At 68.2% G+C, this 17,046-nt stretch carries 9 protein-coding genes and 1 tRNA gene; 4 read left to right on the top strand and 6 right to left on the bottom strand.

What is annotated here, in order from left to right:
• Window positions 1-11 precede the first annotated feature (11 nt).
• The 5 genes from MOQ72_RS02135 to MOQ72_RS02115 all read right to left on the bottom strand — a co-directional run bounded on the left by MOQ72_RS02135 (window position 12) and on the right by MOQ72_RS02115 (window position 12,545).
• Window positions 12-4,982: an NAD-glutamate dehydrogenase gene (locus tag MOQ72_RS02135; protein ID WP_242180136.1), complete on the bottom strand. Its 4,971-nt coding sequence runs from the start codon at window positions 4,980-4,982 to the stop codon at window positions 12-14.
• A gap of 506 nt (window positions 4,983-5,488) precedes the next feature.
• Window positions 5,489-7,993 carry a hypothetical protein gene (locus MOQ72_RS02130; RefSeq protein WP_242180135.1) on the bottom strand — a complete coding sequence of 835 codons (2,505 nt, stop codon included), beginning with the start codon at window positions 7,991-7,993 and terminating at the stop codon, window positions 5,489-5,491.
• Between the two features lie 11 nt (window positions 7,994-8,004).
• Window positions 8,005-9,681 (bottom strand): energy-dependent translational throttle protein EttA, encoded by a 1,677-nt coding sequence (ettA, locus tag MOQ72_RS02125; protein ID WP_242180134.1) that lies wholly within the window; start codon window positions 9,679-9,681, stop codon window positions 8,005-8,007.
• Window positions 9,682-9,822: 141 nt separating this feature from the next.
• Window positions 9,823-10,233, bottom strand: coding sequence for a single-stranded DNA-binding protein (ssb, locus tag MOQ72_RS02120; RefSeq protein ID WP_242180132.1), 411 nt, complete (start codon window positions 10,231-10,233; stop codon window positions 9,823-9,825).
• Between the two features lie 284 nt (window positions 10,234-10,517).
• Entirely contained in the window at window positions 10,518-12,545 is a 2,028-nt protein-coding gene (locus tag MOQ72_RS02115; protein WP_242180130.1) for a bifunctional copper resistance protein CopD/cytochrome c oxidase assembly protein, read from the bottom strand.
• 264 nt (window positions 12,546-12,809) lie between these two features.
• Here MOQ72_RS02115 and MOQ72_RS02110 point away from each other — a divergent pair, with 264 nt between their 5' ends.
• From MOQ72_RS02110 to MOQ72_RS02100, 3 genes are all read left to right on the top strand, one after another.
• Window positions 12,810-13,382, top strand: a complete 573-nt coding sequence (locus tag MOQ72_RS02110) for a DUF3558 family protein (RefSeq protein WP_242180128.1) — start codon at window positions 12,810-12,812, stop codon at window positions 13,380-13,382.
• A 132-nt stretch (window positions 13,383-13,514) separates the two neighbouring features.
• Window positions 13,515-13,591: transfer RNA gene (locus MOQ72_RS02105), tRNA-Arg, on the top strand.
• 208 nt (window positions 13,592-13,799) lie between these two features.
• Window positions 13,800-14,402, top strand: a complete 603-nt coding sequence (locus tag MOQ72_RS02100) for a dihydrofolate reductase family protein (protein WP_242180126.1) — start codon at window positions 13,800-13,802, stop codon at window positions 14,400-14,402.
• A 365-nt stretch (window positions 14,403-14,767) separates the two neighbouring features.
• Here the strand turns inward: MOQ72_RS02100 and MOQ72_RS02095 are convergent, their stop codons facing one another.
• Window positions 14,768-15,250, bottom strand: a complete 483-nt coding sequence (locus MOQ72_RS02095) for a RodZ family helix-turn-helix domain-containing protein (protein WP_242180124.1) — start codon at window positions 15,248-15,250, stop codon at window positions 14,768-14,770.
• Between the two features lie 759 nt (window positions 15,251-16,009).
• Between MOQ72_RS02095 and MOQ72_RS02090 the strand changes: the two genes are divergently transcribed.
• Window positions 16,010-17,032 (top strand): DUF4331 family protein, encoded by a 1,023-nt coding sequence (locus MOQ72_RS02090; protein ID WP_242180123.1) that lies wholly within the window; start codon window positions 16,010-16,012, stop codon window positions 17,030-17,032.
• Window positions 17,033-17,046 lie beyond the last annotated feature (14 nt).

Raw genomic sequence — 17,046 nt, 5'->3', positions numbered from 1 at the left:
CCACCCGGCGTTCACCGGACCATGCTGCGCAGCTGGCGGGCCGCCACCGAAAGGGTGGCCAGGTCCAGTCGGCCGGAGTTCTTGATCTGCTCCAGCGACGAGTTGGCCCGAGCCAACCGCGACTCGTTGGTCGACTCCCAATGCGCGATCTTCTCCTCCGGGTCGTCCTCCGGATCGCTGGTCCGCAGGACGTCGATGGTGATCGCGCGCAGCGTCGCGTAGAAATCATCCCGCAGCGCCAACCGGGCCAGCGAGTGCCACCGGTTTCCGCGCTCCAACTCGTTGACCGCCAGCAGCATCCGCTCCACGTCGAGGTGCTCCGCGAGCGTGTAGTACAGCTCCGCGCTCTCCCGCGGACTGCGCTCGGCGGTCACTCCGGCGTCGCGTTCCGCGAGTTCGGCGACCTCCCGGATGTCCAGCAGCGCGAAGGAATCCAGCAGCACCCCGACGCGCACCGCCAGTTCCTCCGGGACCCCGGCGGCCACCCAGCGGTCGATCTGCTCGGTGGCGCCCTCCGCCGCCCGGCCGCGCAGCAAACCGCGGACCGAGGCGGAGAGTTCCGCGACCACCGGGCGGAAGCGGCTGATCTCGGCGCCGATCGCCAGCGGCTGCGGCCGGTTCGTCAGCATCCAGCGCGCTGCCCGGTCCAGCAGGCGGCGGCTTTCCAGCACCAGCTCATCGGCCACCGAACTCGGCACCAAACCACCCAGCGCGTCGATCTGCTGCCACAGGTCGTGCAGGTCGTACACGTTGGTCACCACGGCGAAGGCCCGCACCGCGTCGGTCGTCGAGGCGCTGATCTCCTCGGACAGCCGGTAGGCGTAGGAGATGCCCGCGCCGTCGACCATCTCGTTGACCAGCAGGGTGGTGATGATCTCCCGGCGCAGCGGGTGCGCGGCGATCGCGTCGCCGTAGCGTTCCCGCAGCGGCTTCGGGAAGTACTCCGGGAGCCGACTGCTGAACGCCTCGGTGTCCGGCAGGCCGCTGTCGAGCACATCGCGCTTCAGCGACAACTTGACGTGCGCCAGCAGGGTCGCCAATTCCGGCGAGCTGAGCCCTTCACCGGCCTTCTCCCGATCGCGGAACTCCTTCGGCGTCGGCAGCGCCTCCAGCTCGCGATCCAGGCCAGCGCTCTTCTCCAGCGCGCTGACCTGGCGGGCGTGCACCGACAGCATCGGGACCGCGTGCGCCCGCGAGATGCCGAGCACCGCGTTCTGCCGGTGGTTGTCGGCCAGCACCAGCTCGCCGACCTCGTCGGTCATGTCCGCGAGCAGTTCGTTGCGCTGCTCACCGGTCAACCGGCCGTCGGCGACCAGGTGGTCGAGCAGGATCTTGATGTTGACCTCGTGGTCGGAGCAGTCCACCCCGGCGGAGTTGTCCAGCGCGTCGGTGTTGACCTTGCCGCCAGCACGGGCGAACTCGATGCGCCCCAGCGAAGTCAGGCCCAGGTTGCCGCCCTCGCCGACGACCTTCACCCGCAGGTCCGCACCATTGACCCGGACCGCGTCGTTGGCCTTGTCGCCCACCTCGGCGTGCGTCTCGCTGGTGGCCTTGACGTAGGTGCCGATACCCCCGTTCCACAGCAGGTCCGCAGGCGCCAGCACGATCTGCTTGACCAACTCGGCCGGGGCGAGGTGCTGCACCGACTCGTCGATGCCCAGCGCCTGCCGGATCTGCGGGTTCAGCGGGATGGACTTCAGCGAGCGGGACCACACGCCGCCGCCCGCGCTGATCTTGCCGCGGTCGTAGTCGTCCCAGGTCGAGCGCGGCAGTTCGAACAGCCTGCGGCGCTCGGCGAAGGACACCGCCGGGTCCGGGTCGGGGTCGATGAACACGTGCATGTGGTTGAACGCGGCCACCAGCTTGATGTGCTCGGACAGCAGCATGCCGTTGCCGAAGACGTCCCCGGCCATGTCACCGATGCCGACCACCGTGAAGTCCTGGGTCTGGGTGTCCACGTCGAGTTCGCGGAAGTGCCGCTTGACGCTCTCCCACGCGCCCTTCGCGGTGATACCCATCGCCTTGTGGTCGTAGCCCACCGAACCGCCGGAGGCGAACGCGTCGCCCAGCCAGAAGCCGTAGGACTTGGCCGCGTCGTTGGCGATGTCGGAGAAGGTCGCGGTGCCCTTGTCGGCGGCCACCACCAGGTAGGTGTCGTCGCCGTCGTGGCGCACCACGCCGCGCGGCGCGGCCACCTCGCCGCCGACCAGGTTGTCGGTGAGGTCCAACAGCCCGGAGATGAACATCCGGTAGCAGGTGATGCCCTCGTCGAGGCTGGCCTTGCGGTCCACCGCCGGGTCGCCGGTGGGGGTCGGTGGCCGCTTCACCACGAAGCCGCCCTTCGCGCCGACCGGGACGATCACCGCGTTCTTCACCGCCTGCGCCTTGACCAGGCCCAGGATCTCGGTGCGGAAGTCCTCCCGCCGGTCCGACCAGCGCAGTCCGCCGCGGGCCACCGAGCCGAACCGCAGGTGCACGCCCTCCACCCACGGCGAGTACACGAAGATCTCGAACTGCGGGCGCGGCTCGGGCAGTCCTGGGATTTCCCTGGGCTCCAGCTTGAACGCCAGGTAGGAGCGTTCCCGGTCGGGGTCGACGACGAAGTAGTTGGTCCGCAGCGTCGCCTTGATCAGGCTGAGGTAGTTGCGCAGGATGCGGTCCGCGTCGAGGCTGGTGACCTCGTCGATCAGCTTGGTGATCTCGTCGCTGAGGTCGGCCTCGCGCGAAGCGCGGTCGTCCTCGGCCAACGCCGGGTCGAAACGCGTCTCGAACAGCTTGACCAGCGCCGTCGTGGTGGTGCGGTGCGCCAGGATGGCGTCCTCGATGTAGTCCTGGCTGTAGGCGATGCCGACCTGCCGGAGGTACTTGGCGTAGGCGCGCAGCACCGCGGCCTGCTGCCAGGTCAGCCCGGCGCGCAGCACCAGCGCGTTGAACCGGTCGACTTCGGCGTCGCCGAGCCAGGCGGCCCGGAAGGCGTCCTCGAAGCGCTGCCGCAGCGTGTCCAGCCGGTCGGCCTCGGCGGCGTCCAGCAGACCCGCTTCCAGCCGCAGCCCGAAGTCGTAGATCCAGTACTGCTGGTCGGTGTCGTCGATCAAGACCTCGTAGGGCCGTTCGTCGACGACCTCGACACCCATGCTCTGCAGCACCGGGAGCACCCGCGAGAGGGTGACCCGGCCGCCGACGTAGATCTTGAAGCGGCGCTGACCAGCACTGGCGTCGCGCGGCGCGTAGAACGACATCTTCAGGTCCCGCAGACCCGCCAGCGCCTCCAGCCGCCGGAGGTCCACCAGTCCCTCGCTGGCGCTGAAGTCCTCCTTGTACGCCTCCGGGAAGCTCGCCGCGTAGCGCTGGCCGATCAGGCTGATCGCCTCGGAGAGGCTGCGGGCGGCGTGCCCGTCGGCGCCACCCTCGGACTGCTCGGCGTCGACCTCCTCGATCATCTCATCATCCCAGGTGTGGATGGCCTCGTTGAGCCGCCGCTGGATGCGCGGCAGGTCGGGCTCCACCTGGTGCGCCGGGTCGGTGTGCACCACGAAGTGCACCCGCGCCAGGATCGATTCACCGACCCGCGTGCTGTATTCCAGGCCGGTGCCGCCGAGTTCCTCCAACAGCACCTCCTGCATCGCCAGTCGCGAACTGGTGGTGTAGCGGTCCCGCGGCAGGTACACCAGGCAGGAGTAGAAGCGGCCGTAGGGGTCGCGCCGCAGGAATGGTTTGAGCTTGCGCCGTTCGGCCAGCGCCAGCACACCGGTGATGGTGTCCTGCAACGTGTCCGGGTCGGTGGAGAACAGCTCGGTGCGCGGGTAGTTCTGGATCTCCTCCAGCATTCGCTGACCGGAGTAGGACTCCATCGGGAAACCGGCGCGGTGGATGATCTCGCGCACCCGGCGCTCGATGAACGGGATGTCGAGCACGTTCTCGTGCAACGCGGTGGTGGTGAACAACCCCAGGAAACGGTGTTCCCCGTTGACCTGGCCGACCGAATCGAATGTCTTGACACCCACGTAGAACGGGTGCACCGGACGGTGCACTGTGGACGGTGCACTGGCCTGGGTCAGCACCAGCAGGTCCTTGGACAGCGCGTTGGCCCGGGAATCCGGCCCGGCGGTCAGGCTGCGCGCCGCGATGCTGTCGCTGCGCAGCACGCCCAGTCCGGAGGCCAGCACGGCCTGCAGCGCGGGCTCGGCGCTTTCGTCGACCAGCTCGTAGTGCCGGTAGCCGAGGAAGGTGAAGTGCCCGTCGGCCAGCCAGCGCAGCAGTTCGGCTCCATCGTGGACGTCCTCACCGGGCAACGGCAGCGGACTGCGCTCCAGCTCGTCGGCCAGCGCGCGGGCGGTGGCGTGCATCCGCTCGGTGTCCTCGACCACCTCGCGCACGTCGTTGAGCACGTCGGACAGACCTTGCTTGAGGGCGGTGAGCCGCTCGTCGTCGACGACTTGGTCCACCTCGACGAACATCCAACTTTCCGCCATCGCGTCGACCGGCGGATCGGCCGGATCCGCACCCGGCAGGACCTCCTGCAACTCGCCCGCGACGTCGCGGCGCACCGCGATGATGGGGTGGATGATGCGCTGCACCTCGGCGCCGTCGCGGCCCAGTTCGGCGATGACCGAATCCACCAGGTAGGGCATGTCGTCGGTGACGATTTGCACGACCGTCGCGGGGCTCTGCCAGCCGTCGTCGGCCCGGTTCGGGTTGAAGATGTGCACCAACGGGCGCCCGGCGACCCGCGTCGCGGCCAGCAGGTGGTGCGACCGCAGCGCTCCGACCAGGTCTACGGGCTCGTCGTCGACGAGTTCCTCAGCTGGCACGTGCCGGTAGTAGGCGCGCAGCAGTTCGGCGAGTTCCGGGGCGAACTCCACCGCCGCGTCCAGCAGTCGACGCTTGGCCAGTTCGGGGTTCTCGGTCCGCTCCCCGGCCACGTCCTCCCCATCGGTCCGCAGTCGTGATCCGGTCTTCAACTGTCCGGGATTCGAGGTCATCTTCAGGCAGCTCCACGCTTGACGGCACCTCTTTGTGCCAACAGGTTCCACCTTAAGACTGCCAGCTCCAGGGGCGGGTGGAGGGCAGTAACGCGGTCGAACAAGTGAAAAGAGGCACAATGATCGATTTCTTTGACGTTTCAGAACCAATCCTCGAACGCGTCTTGCCCAGCGGTGCGCCCCGCAGACCGTGCGCCGCTACCTCGGCACAACGTGTTGGCGCTGGCGGCTGGAGACTGCTTCGGCTGTGGTTTCCGGGGCGGTGCCCCTCCGGGAGTTGCTGCGGCCATTTCGCTGTGGGCTCCCCGGCATCAGGTGTGTCCAATACACCACGTCGGGGCTGTCCTCGCGAGATAGCCGGAGGTGTTGGGAACCCGCGGTGGCGCACGCCGAGTCCCACACCGCAAGTGGCTGCTGCCGCCCGCAGAACGGACTCCGATCCTCGACGACGCCGGAGAACTCGCAGCGGTGCTAGTGGCATGCGGCTCCGCCGCGACTGCGAGGAATCAGAACAGCGGATCAGCTGCTGCGGAGTCGATACCTGAGCGGCGGTGCCGAGCCGCCGCGCCCGAATCCCATTCGTCCGATGTGGACGAATATCTGGTGCGCGAAACGCGGGAATGGCCGGTGGCTCCCGGCACCCGCCGGTCGCTGTGCCGACCGGACGGGGCGATCTCCTCGGCTTCGGCCTGTCCGCGTCGCCCGGTTTCGTAGGCCATCAACGCCTCGGTGAGCAGTTCGGCCAGCCCGATCTTCTCGGGCGGGAGGCTCGCATCGGCGGCGGGCGGCTCAACCGGCTGGTCAACGGCCGGTTCCCGGACTTCGGGAACCGGTGCGGCGGGCTCCGGTTCGGGCACCGGGAGGTTCGGTTCGGTCGCCCAGTCCTCCCGGTGACGGGCGAGCACCTCTGCGGCTGGAGTGGGTGCTGCGGCCGCTGTTTCCTCCGACTCGGCGTGCCTGGCACGGCGGCGCCCGCGCCGGGGCTCGGCGGCCAACTGGAGGCTGGCTCGGATCTCGGCCAGCGACCGGCCGCGCGACCGGCGCCCACCTTCCGGCTGGTCCAGGCCACCCGCCGGGTCCTCGGCCGGACCATTTTCGCTGCTGTCGCGGGCCGGTTCCGCCGCGGGCGGGTAGCTCTCCGGCGGCTCGCCGACCGGCTGTTCGGTTGCCGCTCGGGCAGGCTGTCGATCTGCTTCCGCTCTGCTCCCCGACCAGGCGGCCAAGATCGAATCGAGCGCGTTCGGCGTCTCGACCACCGGCATGATCGCCGTGACGTCCGAGCCCGAGTCAGGATCGGCCGAGGTGGTCGACCGGCGGAGCCGTTCCGCCGCCGCGGCCAGCGCATCCGCACCGGAGCGCGGCTCGACCCGCCGGGGCTCCGACGACTCGGTCTCAGCCGGTACGGCCACCTCGGGAATCGTTCTCTCGGCACGAGATGGCTGGTCCCAGGACTCCGACGGCCACCAGTCCGCCCGCGGCGCACTCGGCTCGGCGTCCTCGTTGGCGGTCGCCCCTCGGGTGGGAGCATCCTGATCGGCCGACTCGATGGCGGTGGCCCGTCCGACCGGCGCATCCACGGGTTCGACAGCGGACCGCCCACCTCGCGGCCAAGACTCGACCGGGGATTCAGCAGTCGCAGAACCGAACGGGTCCGCGGTCGATGTCTCCGCTTCGGGAACCGCCTTCTTGCGCTGTCCCCCATCGCGCAGCTCCGCGGACCGGCTGGTGAGCGTTTCCATCAGCCGACGTGCGGCATCGTGCGCCTCTTCGTACTCAGATCGACGCCTGGACTGCGCCACCTGGGGTTTGGACGGTTCGGGCTCCGACGGGCCGGGGGCTGGTCGCTGGGGCTCGGCCGCCTGCGGTCCGGATGGCTCGGGTTCCGACGGTCCTGGTTCGGGCGGTGCTGGTTCGGCTGACCCGCTGGAGCGCCGCGCCACCTCGACCTCGCCGGTGAGCGCCGGGAACTCCGCCAGCAGCCGAAGCCGCGCGTTGTGCACGGCCCCGCGCCAGCGGCGATCGGCGGCGTACGCACCCCGCAAAGTCCGAAGCGCTTCAGTGAAATCCGCGCCCCGCTCATGCACCTGGGAGAGGGCGTTCAGCGTTTCGGCGAGCAGGCCATCCAGCTTGTGCCGCTCGGAGATCGCCGCGGTGTCGTTGAGTACCCGCACCGCTGCCCACTCGTTGCCGTCCGGCAAGTGCACCCGGGTGGCCAGCGCCAGCCCTAACCAGCAGACCGGTCCGGCCGCCGCAGCGCGAACCGGCCGCGCCAGCACGGATTCGGTCGCCTCGGCGGCGTCCGGGCCGCGGCCCAACTCCAGCAACGACTGCACTCGCTCCAGCACCAACCGGGTGTGCATCTCGCCGCTGTCCGCGTCCGGATCACCGAGCTGCTGGAGCAACGCCAGCCCGGCGTCAGCCGCCACGATGGCATCACCGAACTCACCCAGCCTGCGGTGATGACCCGCGCGCGCCGCGCAAACGCGGGCCTTGAGCAGCCTGGTGGTGTCCGGGCCGAGCTCGCACACCTCGTACAGCCGCTCCGCCTCGTCAAGCGCCTCGGAACGCTCACCGTCCTGCCGGTGCGCGGGCAGCGCTGCGGCCAGCGCCAGCAGCCCGTGGGCCCGCACCTCCGGTTCGATCCGCTCCCGCTCCAGCACCGGGCTCAAGATCCGGGCCGCGATCTCGTTGCTGCCCGCACTGCGCGCACACCAAGCCAGCTCGACCCGCAACTCCGCGGCGACCTCCGCGTCGCCCGCCGACTCCGCATCCCGGACTGCCGCAAGCGCCCGGCCGGTGGCCGGGACGCCACGACCCAGCCGGTTCGAGGCGAACACGGCAAGCGCCTCGGCGCGCAGCCGTGCCGCCTGGTCACCGGTGCGCCTGGCGAGCGCAACCGCGCGATCACTGAGCACCAACGCCAACTCCGGTACTCGCCACCGCATCTGCTGTGCGGGGCCGAGCAATCCCTGCGCGGAGTCGGTGTGCGGTGAACCGGACACGCTCGCCAAGGCGCCTCCGTTCAGCCGCGGGTCAGTTTTCGATGCGTCACGCGGTGCGGTCGGGCCGCCTCGACACCGAGTCTCTCGACCTTGTTCTCCTCGTAACCCTCGAAGTTGCCCTCGAACCAGAACCACTTCGCCGAGTTCTCCTCGTCGCCCTCCCACGCGAGGATGTGGGTGGCGACGCGGTCCAGGAACCAGCGGTCGTGGGAGATCACCACGGCGCAGCCGGGGAACTGTTCGAGCGCGTTCTCCAGCGAGCTCAGCGTTTCCACGTCGAGGTCGTTGGTCGGCTCGTCCAGCAGGATCAGGTTGCCGCCCTTCTTGAGCGTCAACGCCAGGTTCAACCGGTTGCGCTCACCGCCGGAGAGCACCCCGGCTGGCTTCTGCTGGTCCGGACCCTTGAACCCGAAGGCGCTCACGTAGGCGCGCGAGGGCATTTCGACCTGGCCCACCTGGATGTAGTCCAGCCCGTCGGAGACGACCTGCCAAACGTTCTTGTCCGGGTCGATGTTCGCCCGGTTCTGGTCCACATAGGACAGCTTGACGGTGTCGCCGACCTTGACCGTGCCGGAGTCCGGCTCCTCCAAGCCCACGATGGTCTTGAACAACGTCGTCTTACCGACCCCGTTCGGTCCGATGACGCCCACGATGCCGTTGCGCGGCAAGGTGAACGACAGCCCGTCGATGAGCAGGTTGTCGCCGAAGCCCTTCTTCAGGTTCTCCACGTCGACCACCACGTTGCCCAGACGCGGCCCCGGCGGGATCTGGATCTCCTCGAAGTCGAGCTTGCGGGTCTTCTCCGCCTCGTTGGCCATCTCCTCGTAGCGCGCCAGTCGGGAACGCGACTTGGTCTGCCGGGCCTTGGCGTTGGAACGGACCCAATCCAACTCGTCCTTGAGCCGTTTCTGCAGCTTCGCGTCCCGCTTGCCCTGCACGGCCAGCCGCTCGGCCTTCTTCTCCAGATAGGTCGAGTAGTTGCCCTCGTACGGGTAGGTGCGGCCGCGGTCCAGCTCCAGGATCCAACCTGCGACGTTGTCCAGGAAGTACCGGTCGTGGGTGACGGCGAGCACGGCGCCCGGGTAGTTGGCCAGGTGCTGTTCCAGCCACAGCACGCTCTCGGCGTCCAGGTGGTTGGTCGGCTCGTCCAGCAACAACAGGTCGGGCTTGCTCAGCAGGAGCTTGCACAGGGCGACCCGGCGGCGCTCACCGCCGGAGAGGGTCTTGACCTCCGCGTCCGGCGGCGGACACCGCAGGGCGTCCATCGCCTGCTCCAGCTGGGAGTCCAGTTCCCACGCGTCGGCGTGGTCGAGGTCCTCCTGGAGTTTGCCCATCTCCTCCATGAGCTCGTCGGAGTAATCGGTGGCAAGCAACTCGGCGATCTCGTTGAAGCGGTTGAGCTTCTGCTTGATCTCCCCGACGCCCTCCTCGACATTGCCGAGGACCGTCTTCTCCTCGTTGAGCGGAGGCTCCTGCTGCTGGATGCCGACTGTGTAGCCCGGCGTGAGGAACGCTTCACCGTTGTTCGGCTGGTCGAGTCCTGCCATGATGCGCAGCACGGTCGACTTGCCAGCCCCGTTCGGACCGACGACGCCGATCTTGGCGCCGGGGTAGAACTGGATGGTCGCGTTGTCGAGGATGACCTTGTCACCATGCGACTTGCGCACGTTCTTCATGGTGTAAATGAACTCGGCCATGACACGAATCGTAGTTGCGCCTCGTGTCGGTCCGTGCACGCGGTCCCCCAGCACGGCACCGTCGCCACCCGCTCTCCGCGCGGTGGCCTCTATCACCTCCGTCAAGACAAGATTTGGCCTGGTCAGCAAGGAAGATCGCAATCAGCCGCCGGGCAGCGCCGCAAGCCCGCGGTCGGTGGCCGGGCGCAACGCGGCCAGGCCGGGTGACTCCGGTGGAGCGCCGCGCGCCAGGTCCAATCCGACGGCGTTGGCCTCCAGTTCGACGACGGTGCGCCACTGCCCGCCCGAGTCGTAGTCGCGCGTGCGCAATCGGCCGGTCGCGACCACCGGATCGCCCTTGCCCAACGCCGTGGCGACCCCGTCGGCCAGCCGCTTCCAGCAGTTCACCGTGGCGTAGAACCGGTCGCCATCGACCCATTCCCCGGTTGCCCGATCGAACCGGCGCGAGGTGGCCGCCACCCGGAAGCTGGCCACCCGGTTTCCACTCGACGTCTCCCGCACGACCGGTTCGGTGATGACATAGCCCACCACGGTCACCTGGGTCTCAAACATCTCTGCCGCTCCTCTCGTCCTGCGCGGCCGACCTCCGGCGCGCGCAGTCAAGATTGCCCGAAGTCGGTCACGCAGCGCGACAGATTTATTACTTTCCGTGGAGATTCCGGCCGATCGGCCATTCCGCCTCGGCCGATCGGCCAAGAGGGCACGCGGATTGGTGTGCCAGGGGTGGTCGTCAGGCAAACAGCGTGAGCCGCTTGCCGCCGCTCTCGCAGGTTCTCAACAGTGCTGCGGGGACAACCCCGAGCTATCTCGCGCGCACCCGCCAACTCGACTCCGGATCAACTCCGCCGAGGGGTGTCCTGTTCGGCGAGTTGCTTGAGCATTTCGTTGTAGGCAGCCAGATCCGCGTCGCCGTCCGCATCGGCCTTCCGGTCGATGCGGCGGGCCGTCCGGTGATCCTCGCGCGACCACTGGATCAGCAGCGCTAGCATCACCACGACCAGCGGCGCTTCGCCGGACGCCCACGCCAGTCCACCACCGAGCTGCTGCTCGGCGAGCAGGTCGGTCAGCCAGGGCAGGTCGAGGCCGCGGTAGAAGTTCTCACCGATCGGCTTCTGCGACATCATCAGCGCGATCCCGAAGAACGCGTGGAACGGCATGGACGCGAAGACCAGGCCGACCTTGCCGATCGGCGGCAGCGGGCGCGGCGCCGGGTCGATGCCGATCACCGGCCAGTAGAAGACGTAGCCCACCAACAGGAAATGCGCGTTCATCGCCAGGTGCGCCCAGTGCTGGCTCAGCGCCACGTCGAACAGCCCGGAGAAGTACAGCGCGTAGAAGGACCCGACGAACAGCGCCAATGCGACGATCGGATTGGTCAGCAACCGGGTCACCGGCGAGTGCACGAAGGCCAGCAACCATTCGCGCGGCCCCGGCGGCTGGTTCTTCCCGGCGGGCTTGAAGACCCGCAACGCCAGCGAAGTCGGACCGGCCAGCACCAGGAAAACCGGCGCCAGCATGGACAACAGCATGTGCTGGCCCATGTGCGCGCTGAACACCGCGGGCGCGTACTTGCCGATCCCGGACGAAGTGGCCACCAAGATCGTGGCGCAACCGCCCAGCCAGGCGATGGTGCGCCCGACCGGCCAGCGGTCGCCGCGCTGTCGCAGGCGGTGCACGCCCCACAGGTACGAGGCGGCCAGTACCAGCGCGAGCGTGCCGTAAACCAGGTCGAACCGGAAGTCGAACAACAGCCGGAACAAGGTCGGCGGCGCGTCCAGCGGGTAGCCGATCAGCAGCTCGGTCCGGTTCGGCACCGCGGTGTTCCCGGCGGGTGGTGGGGTCCGCCCGAGGGCGACCGCGACGCCGATCGTGGCGAACATGATCAGCACTTCCACGGCACCCAGGCGCAGCAGCGCGGCCCGACCGGCTCCCTCGTCCAGGCGGTGCACCACGCTGCGGCGCTGGGCGTAGCCGAACACCCCGAGCAGCACCAGGCCGACGATCTTGAACACCAGCAGCAAGCCGTAGGTCGAGGTGAACAGCTGGCTCGGCGCCACCCGCACCAGCGAATTGATCACGCCGGACAGCGCCATCGCCACCCAGCACACCAACGCGATCCGGGAAAACCGCCGAGCCACCAGAGGGAGGTGGTCACCGCGCCGCGCCGCGTGCGCCAGCAGCGCGATCAGACCGCCCACCCAGAGGACCGCGCCGAACAGGTGGAACAGCAGGCTGTTGGTCGCGATGTCGTGCGCGCCACCGCTGGCGGAATGGCCGGTGGCGATCACTGGGAACAACCCGAGCAACCCCAGTCCGAAGGCGGCCACCGTCCAGCCCCAGGACAGCACCACCCGGCAGGCCAACGCGACGATGAACGCGAGCAACGCGGTCAGCGCCCACGCCTTGGCTTCCTCCAACGCGTCCACCAAGCCGAAAAGGACCTCCGTGCTGAGCACGTCCGTGACTGGACGTCCGGTGGCGTCGGCGGCGATGAACGGCACCATCAGCGCCGCGCCCACGCACCAGACCGCAGCCCCCCAACCCGCAGTCCGCACCGCGGCGTAACCGTCCGCCGCCAACGCCCCCGACCGCTTCGCCGGGATCCCGAACGCGGCCAGCAGCAGCGAGCCGATGCACACCACCGCGCCGGATTCGGCCACCACCCGGACGACCGGCAGTCCGTACTGCGTTATCGGCCCTGGGTCCGGCAGCCCGAGCAAGGCGTGGGAGGCACCGGCAGAAAGCGTGGTCAGGGCGGCAGCGATCAGCGCCGCCAGCACCCCGGCGGTAACGACCAGCACGCCTACCGTGCTCGACGTGCTGCGCCGCTCGGATGCTGGTTCAGGGGTGGTTTCGGATGGCACGCACCGAGCGTAACCGCCCGGATCGCACGCCTGCCTCGCCTGGCAACGTCAGCGCCTCTTCGGCGTCCACGACGTGCTCCAGGAAGGCGGTGCACCGCACGTTCAGGGCGGCGAACGAAGATCGACAGCCCGCCACGGCGGGTCGGCGCCGATCAACGCCCTCTGCCGCATTGCGCAAACCCGCTGGGCCGATCGCAATGGCGACACACCGGCTGACGGGCGAGAGCATGGTCTGCCGCTCGCGTGGCCCGCTACGGTTACGCCGTGATCGCTGTCCGTCGCTGTGTACTCGTGCTGCCGATGTTGCTGTTGTGCGCGGTGACCGGTTGCGCCGCACGAGTGCCAGGCGAGCCGATCCCGGCAGCGGGATTCCACGAGAATCCGGCGCAACCGCGCTCGACCGCCACTGCGCCAGCACGCATCGCGGTGCCGCGGAACCCAGATGGCTTCGACCCGTGCGGCCTGTTGACACCGGCGGATCTCGCGGTGGTCGGCGGGCCGGTGGGACCGCCGCATCCGGACAATCCGATCACTGGTGCCTGCGCCCACCTCTTGGCCAGCGGCCCGGAGAACACCGCGGCGGCTGGGTTCTACGAGTCGTACGAGATCGCGGCCAGCCGTCAACCGCGCGGCGTGCCCGTGGACGTCGAGGGGCATTCGACCTGGCTGTACTGCGAGCTCGTCGACACCCACCAGACCTGCACCGCGGCGACCGCGATCCGTTCGGACCGCTCGCTGCTGACCATGCTGTCGATGCAGGGCGCGTCCGCGGCCGACACCTCTGACCAGCTGTTCCAGCTCACCACCACAGCTCTGCACAAGCTGCCGCCAGCCTGAGCGGAACCAGCCCGGTTGTCGATCAGCTTGCCGTTCGGTACCGGCTCGGCAACGGTGCAGCGTCAGTCCCACACCCAGGTGCGCCTACCGCTACCCTGCTTGCTGCAGCTCAGGCAAGCTGTCGACCGAACGGCCCCCATAGCTCAGCTGGATAGAGCAAAGGACTTCTAATCCTTAGGTCGCAGGTTCGAGTCCTGCTGGGGGCGCCACATGTCTGGTCACAACAGTGGGGGTTGGCCGGTTAAAGATCAGCCCCCGCTTTGTCCCCACCTTTGGCTTCAGCCATCCAGCTGCATCCGCGAGCCGTTGCGACGGTGCTCGTCCCTGCTTGCCCAAAAATCCTGAAGCCGGATGTCGAAATGAGGGCCCGCCGTTCGATGCGTTGACGACACAGTCGACAACGAAGGAGACGACGAGATGGGCAAGGTCACCACCGGCAGCACGACGATGTCGCTCGACGGCTACATCGCCGGACCCGAAGAAAGCGGCTTCGATCTGCTGTTCCAGTGGTACGGCAACGGCGACGTCGAGATCCCGTCGGCCAGCCCCGACGTACCTGCCTTCCGCATCTCCGCGGCGAGCGCGGAGCTGATCAAGCCGGAGTGGCAGAACACCGGCGCGCTGGTCGTCGGCCGGTACCTCTACGACATGACGAAGGCCTGGGGCGGACGCCACCCGATGAACGTGACCACGGTCGTGCTCACCCACCGGCGCCCCGACGACCGTCCTGCGGACGACGAGAACTTCGTCTTCGTCACCGACGGCATCGAGGCGGCAGTGGCAAAGGCGAAGGAGCTGGCCGGGGAAAAGAACGTCGTTGTCAACGGCGGGCAGATGGCCCGGCAGTGCCTGGAGGCCGGTCTGCTCGACGAGGTCGGTGTCGAGCTGGTGCCGGTCGTGCTGGGCGGCGGGAAGACGCTGTTCGGCGATCTCGACGCCACGCCGGTGGAGTTCGAGGGGCCCGTCGTGATGGTCGAGGGCACCGGCGTCACGCACCTGCGCTACCGGGTCAAAAAGTAGGTCCACGGCGACTGACCGCCGAGCAGCGCGCCCCCGTGCCCGAAGATCGGGGACGGGGCGCGCTGCTTTTCACGAGCGCTGGTTCGATCAGCCTGGCCAGTCCAACGCAGGCATGCGGCGCCCTCCTAGGCCGAACGAGTGAAGTTCCGCCGGTAATGCAGGGAACAAAGGATTCGACCGATTCCGGTGCTCACCCACCTGCGTTTATGCAGGTCAGCACAGCGGTGAAGCCGTAAGCACTTCCAATCCTTAAGGTCGCAGGTTCGAGTCCTGCTGGGGGCGCACCAAATGATCGATACATGTTCTCGTGCGCACCGCCTGCCGTCGCACGCCGAGCACCGCGCCCGTGCAATGACCTACCCGAGCTACGGCCCTAGTAGTTCGAGAACACCGCGGCCAAGGCGTCCGACGTCTTGCACGATCACGCAGACCGGCTCGACCGGATTGTTGGCGCAATCGTTGCTCGGTGGTGCCGGTGCGGTCGTGGTTTCCGCGTCCGCCTGGCTTGTCTCGGTCGCTGCCGCGGTGATCGTCTGCGTGACGATGTCGGGCGTCAACTGCCCTGCGGTGTGGGGAGATCGCGATGTATCCGCTGGCGCTGGCGGCACGATCACGAGGATCTCGTTGGGCGCGAGCGGCGGCATCGCTAGGACGCTCGGCGGAACTGAGGACGTGCTCGGGTCCGCAGGAAGGGGCCGCGGCGGACGCGGATCGGTCACCTCGCGTTCATCGGTCGCGCCGACGACGTAGAGCCCGGTGACGATCAAGGTTGCCGCGCTCGCTGCGGCGAGGGAGAAGGCAAGCCGCTCGCGGTACGTGCTGGCGAACTCGGCCAACGCGGCTAACACTGCGACGACAAGTCCACCTTTGATGACCCGCAAGTGCCGTCGGTGGGACGGTCGCGGACCAGGCCGGGCAGGATGCGCGTTGGCTTCTCGGACGATCTCGGCCACAGCGTCACGGGCTTCGAGGTGTGCGCCGCGGTTCTCCTGTTCGGCTTGTGCGCCTTGCCGTCTGGTCCGGAGGAGGCGGATTCGGCGGTTCTGCCAGATCAACACGGCAACGAGGAGCAGCGCGCCAAGTGTGATCGCAGCAATTGATGATCCGGTGATCGCGCACCATCCCATGAATCGGTTCAGTTCGGTTTGGAGCCCGCACACGATCCATGGACGCCGATTGATGACGGCGTGATGTGCTTCAACCTCTTCGGCCGTCCCGACATCGACGTCGCAGCAGGTAGTTGATCAGCCCCCACCACGTGGCGGTGTCGACATCAGCGAGTCCCCAGATCGCGCGCTCGTTGGGATCATCGGACGTCGGTTCTCGCTCGTTAGCGTCCAGTGTGGTCGGTTCACGTCCACGGCTATCTGGCGTCCGGCGGCCGTATGAACCAACGCCCCGCGCCCGGAGACCAGGTGCGGACTTCCTTGTCCTTTCGGACAACGAGGGGAGGACCATCTCCTCTGTGCCGGAAGCCCGGCGTGTTCCAGCATCGCCATGCCGAGCGTTGCGCTGGTTCGCGGGATTCGCGCTGCGACCGGATACGGGTCGAGGTCACCGCCAGTGCAGGCAACCTGAGCAGCCCGCATCGTCGAAAGGACAGTCTCGTGTCCCACCACCTCGATACGCCTCTCGCACGTCAGAACGGCCAGCTGTACATCGACGACCTGTTCGTCTTCCGGGCCAACCGCAGCACGGCGTTCGTCATGGACGTCAACTCGACCATCACCGGGGCCGAGGTACGACCGGGCTTCCACCCGGAGGCACGCTACGAGTTCAAGGTGCACTTCGACGGGGCCGATTTCGAAGACCTGACATGCCGGGTGTCCTTCGGCGAACCGGGCTCAGACGGAAGACAGGTCCTCCAGGTGCACACCCTCACCGGCGACGAGGCCCGCGAGGACTCCGCAACCGGCGAACTCGTGCTGGAAGGGCGTACGGGCGAGCCCGCCAGCGCGGACGGCATCCGGGTATGGGCAGGACGCATCGCCGATCCGTTCTACATCGACCTGTCGCTCCTCGGCATGATCAACGCACCGGTCAAGAACGGGAGCGCAGTGGACCTGTCGGCATGGCACCCGGCGAACGCGCAGAACAGTTTTGCTGGCACGACCGTGGAATCAATCGTGCTGGAGGTGTCCCAGCAGCATCCACAGCTGCGATCCGGCCGCCGCGTCGGCGTCTGGTGCGCGACGAAACTCGCCACGGACGCGGGCGGCTGGCGGCAGATCAACCGTGCCGGGCACCCGATGATGTGGCCGATCTTCTGGCCAGACGACACGGACTTCTCCAATCCGGCCAACACCAGGCACCCCTCGGAAGACTTCGAGGCTGTCGGCAAGGACATCGCAGACCGCGTCGCCGGGGTCGTAGCGGCCAACCGGACCTCGGACGACCCGCAGGGTTATGGCCAGAACGTCGCGCGGAAGCTCTTCCCCGACGTTTTGCCCTTCGTGATCGGGACGCCCGCGACGTACGGCTTCGCCACCTTCAACGGTCGGCCGCTGGCCGACAACGCACCCGAAGCAATGCTGTCCCTCGTCGCAGGCACGGCTGTGCCCTCCGGGCTGAAGCCGTCGGTGTCCGAGCAGCTGAGGGACAACAACTTCCCATACGTCGTGCCCGCGTGATGTGAAGCAGTATC

The organism is Saccharopolyspora soli, from assembly GCF_022678645.1.
Taxonomy (GTDB): Bacteria; Actinomycetota; Actinomycetes; order Mycobacteriales; family Pseudonocardiaceae; genus Saccharopolyspora; species Saccharopolyspora soli.
The sequence above is the reverse complement of the archived record's forward strand: the minus strand, read 5'-3'. Positions and strand labels throughout refer to the sequence as shown.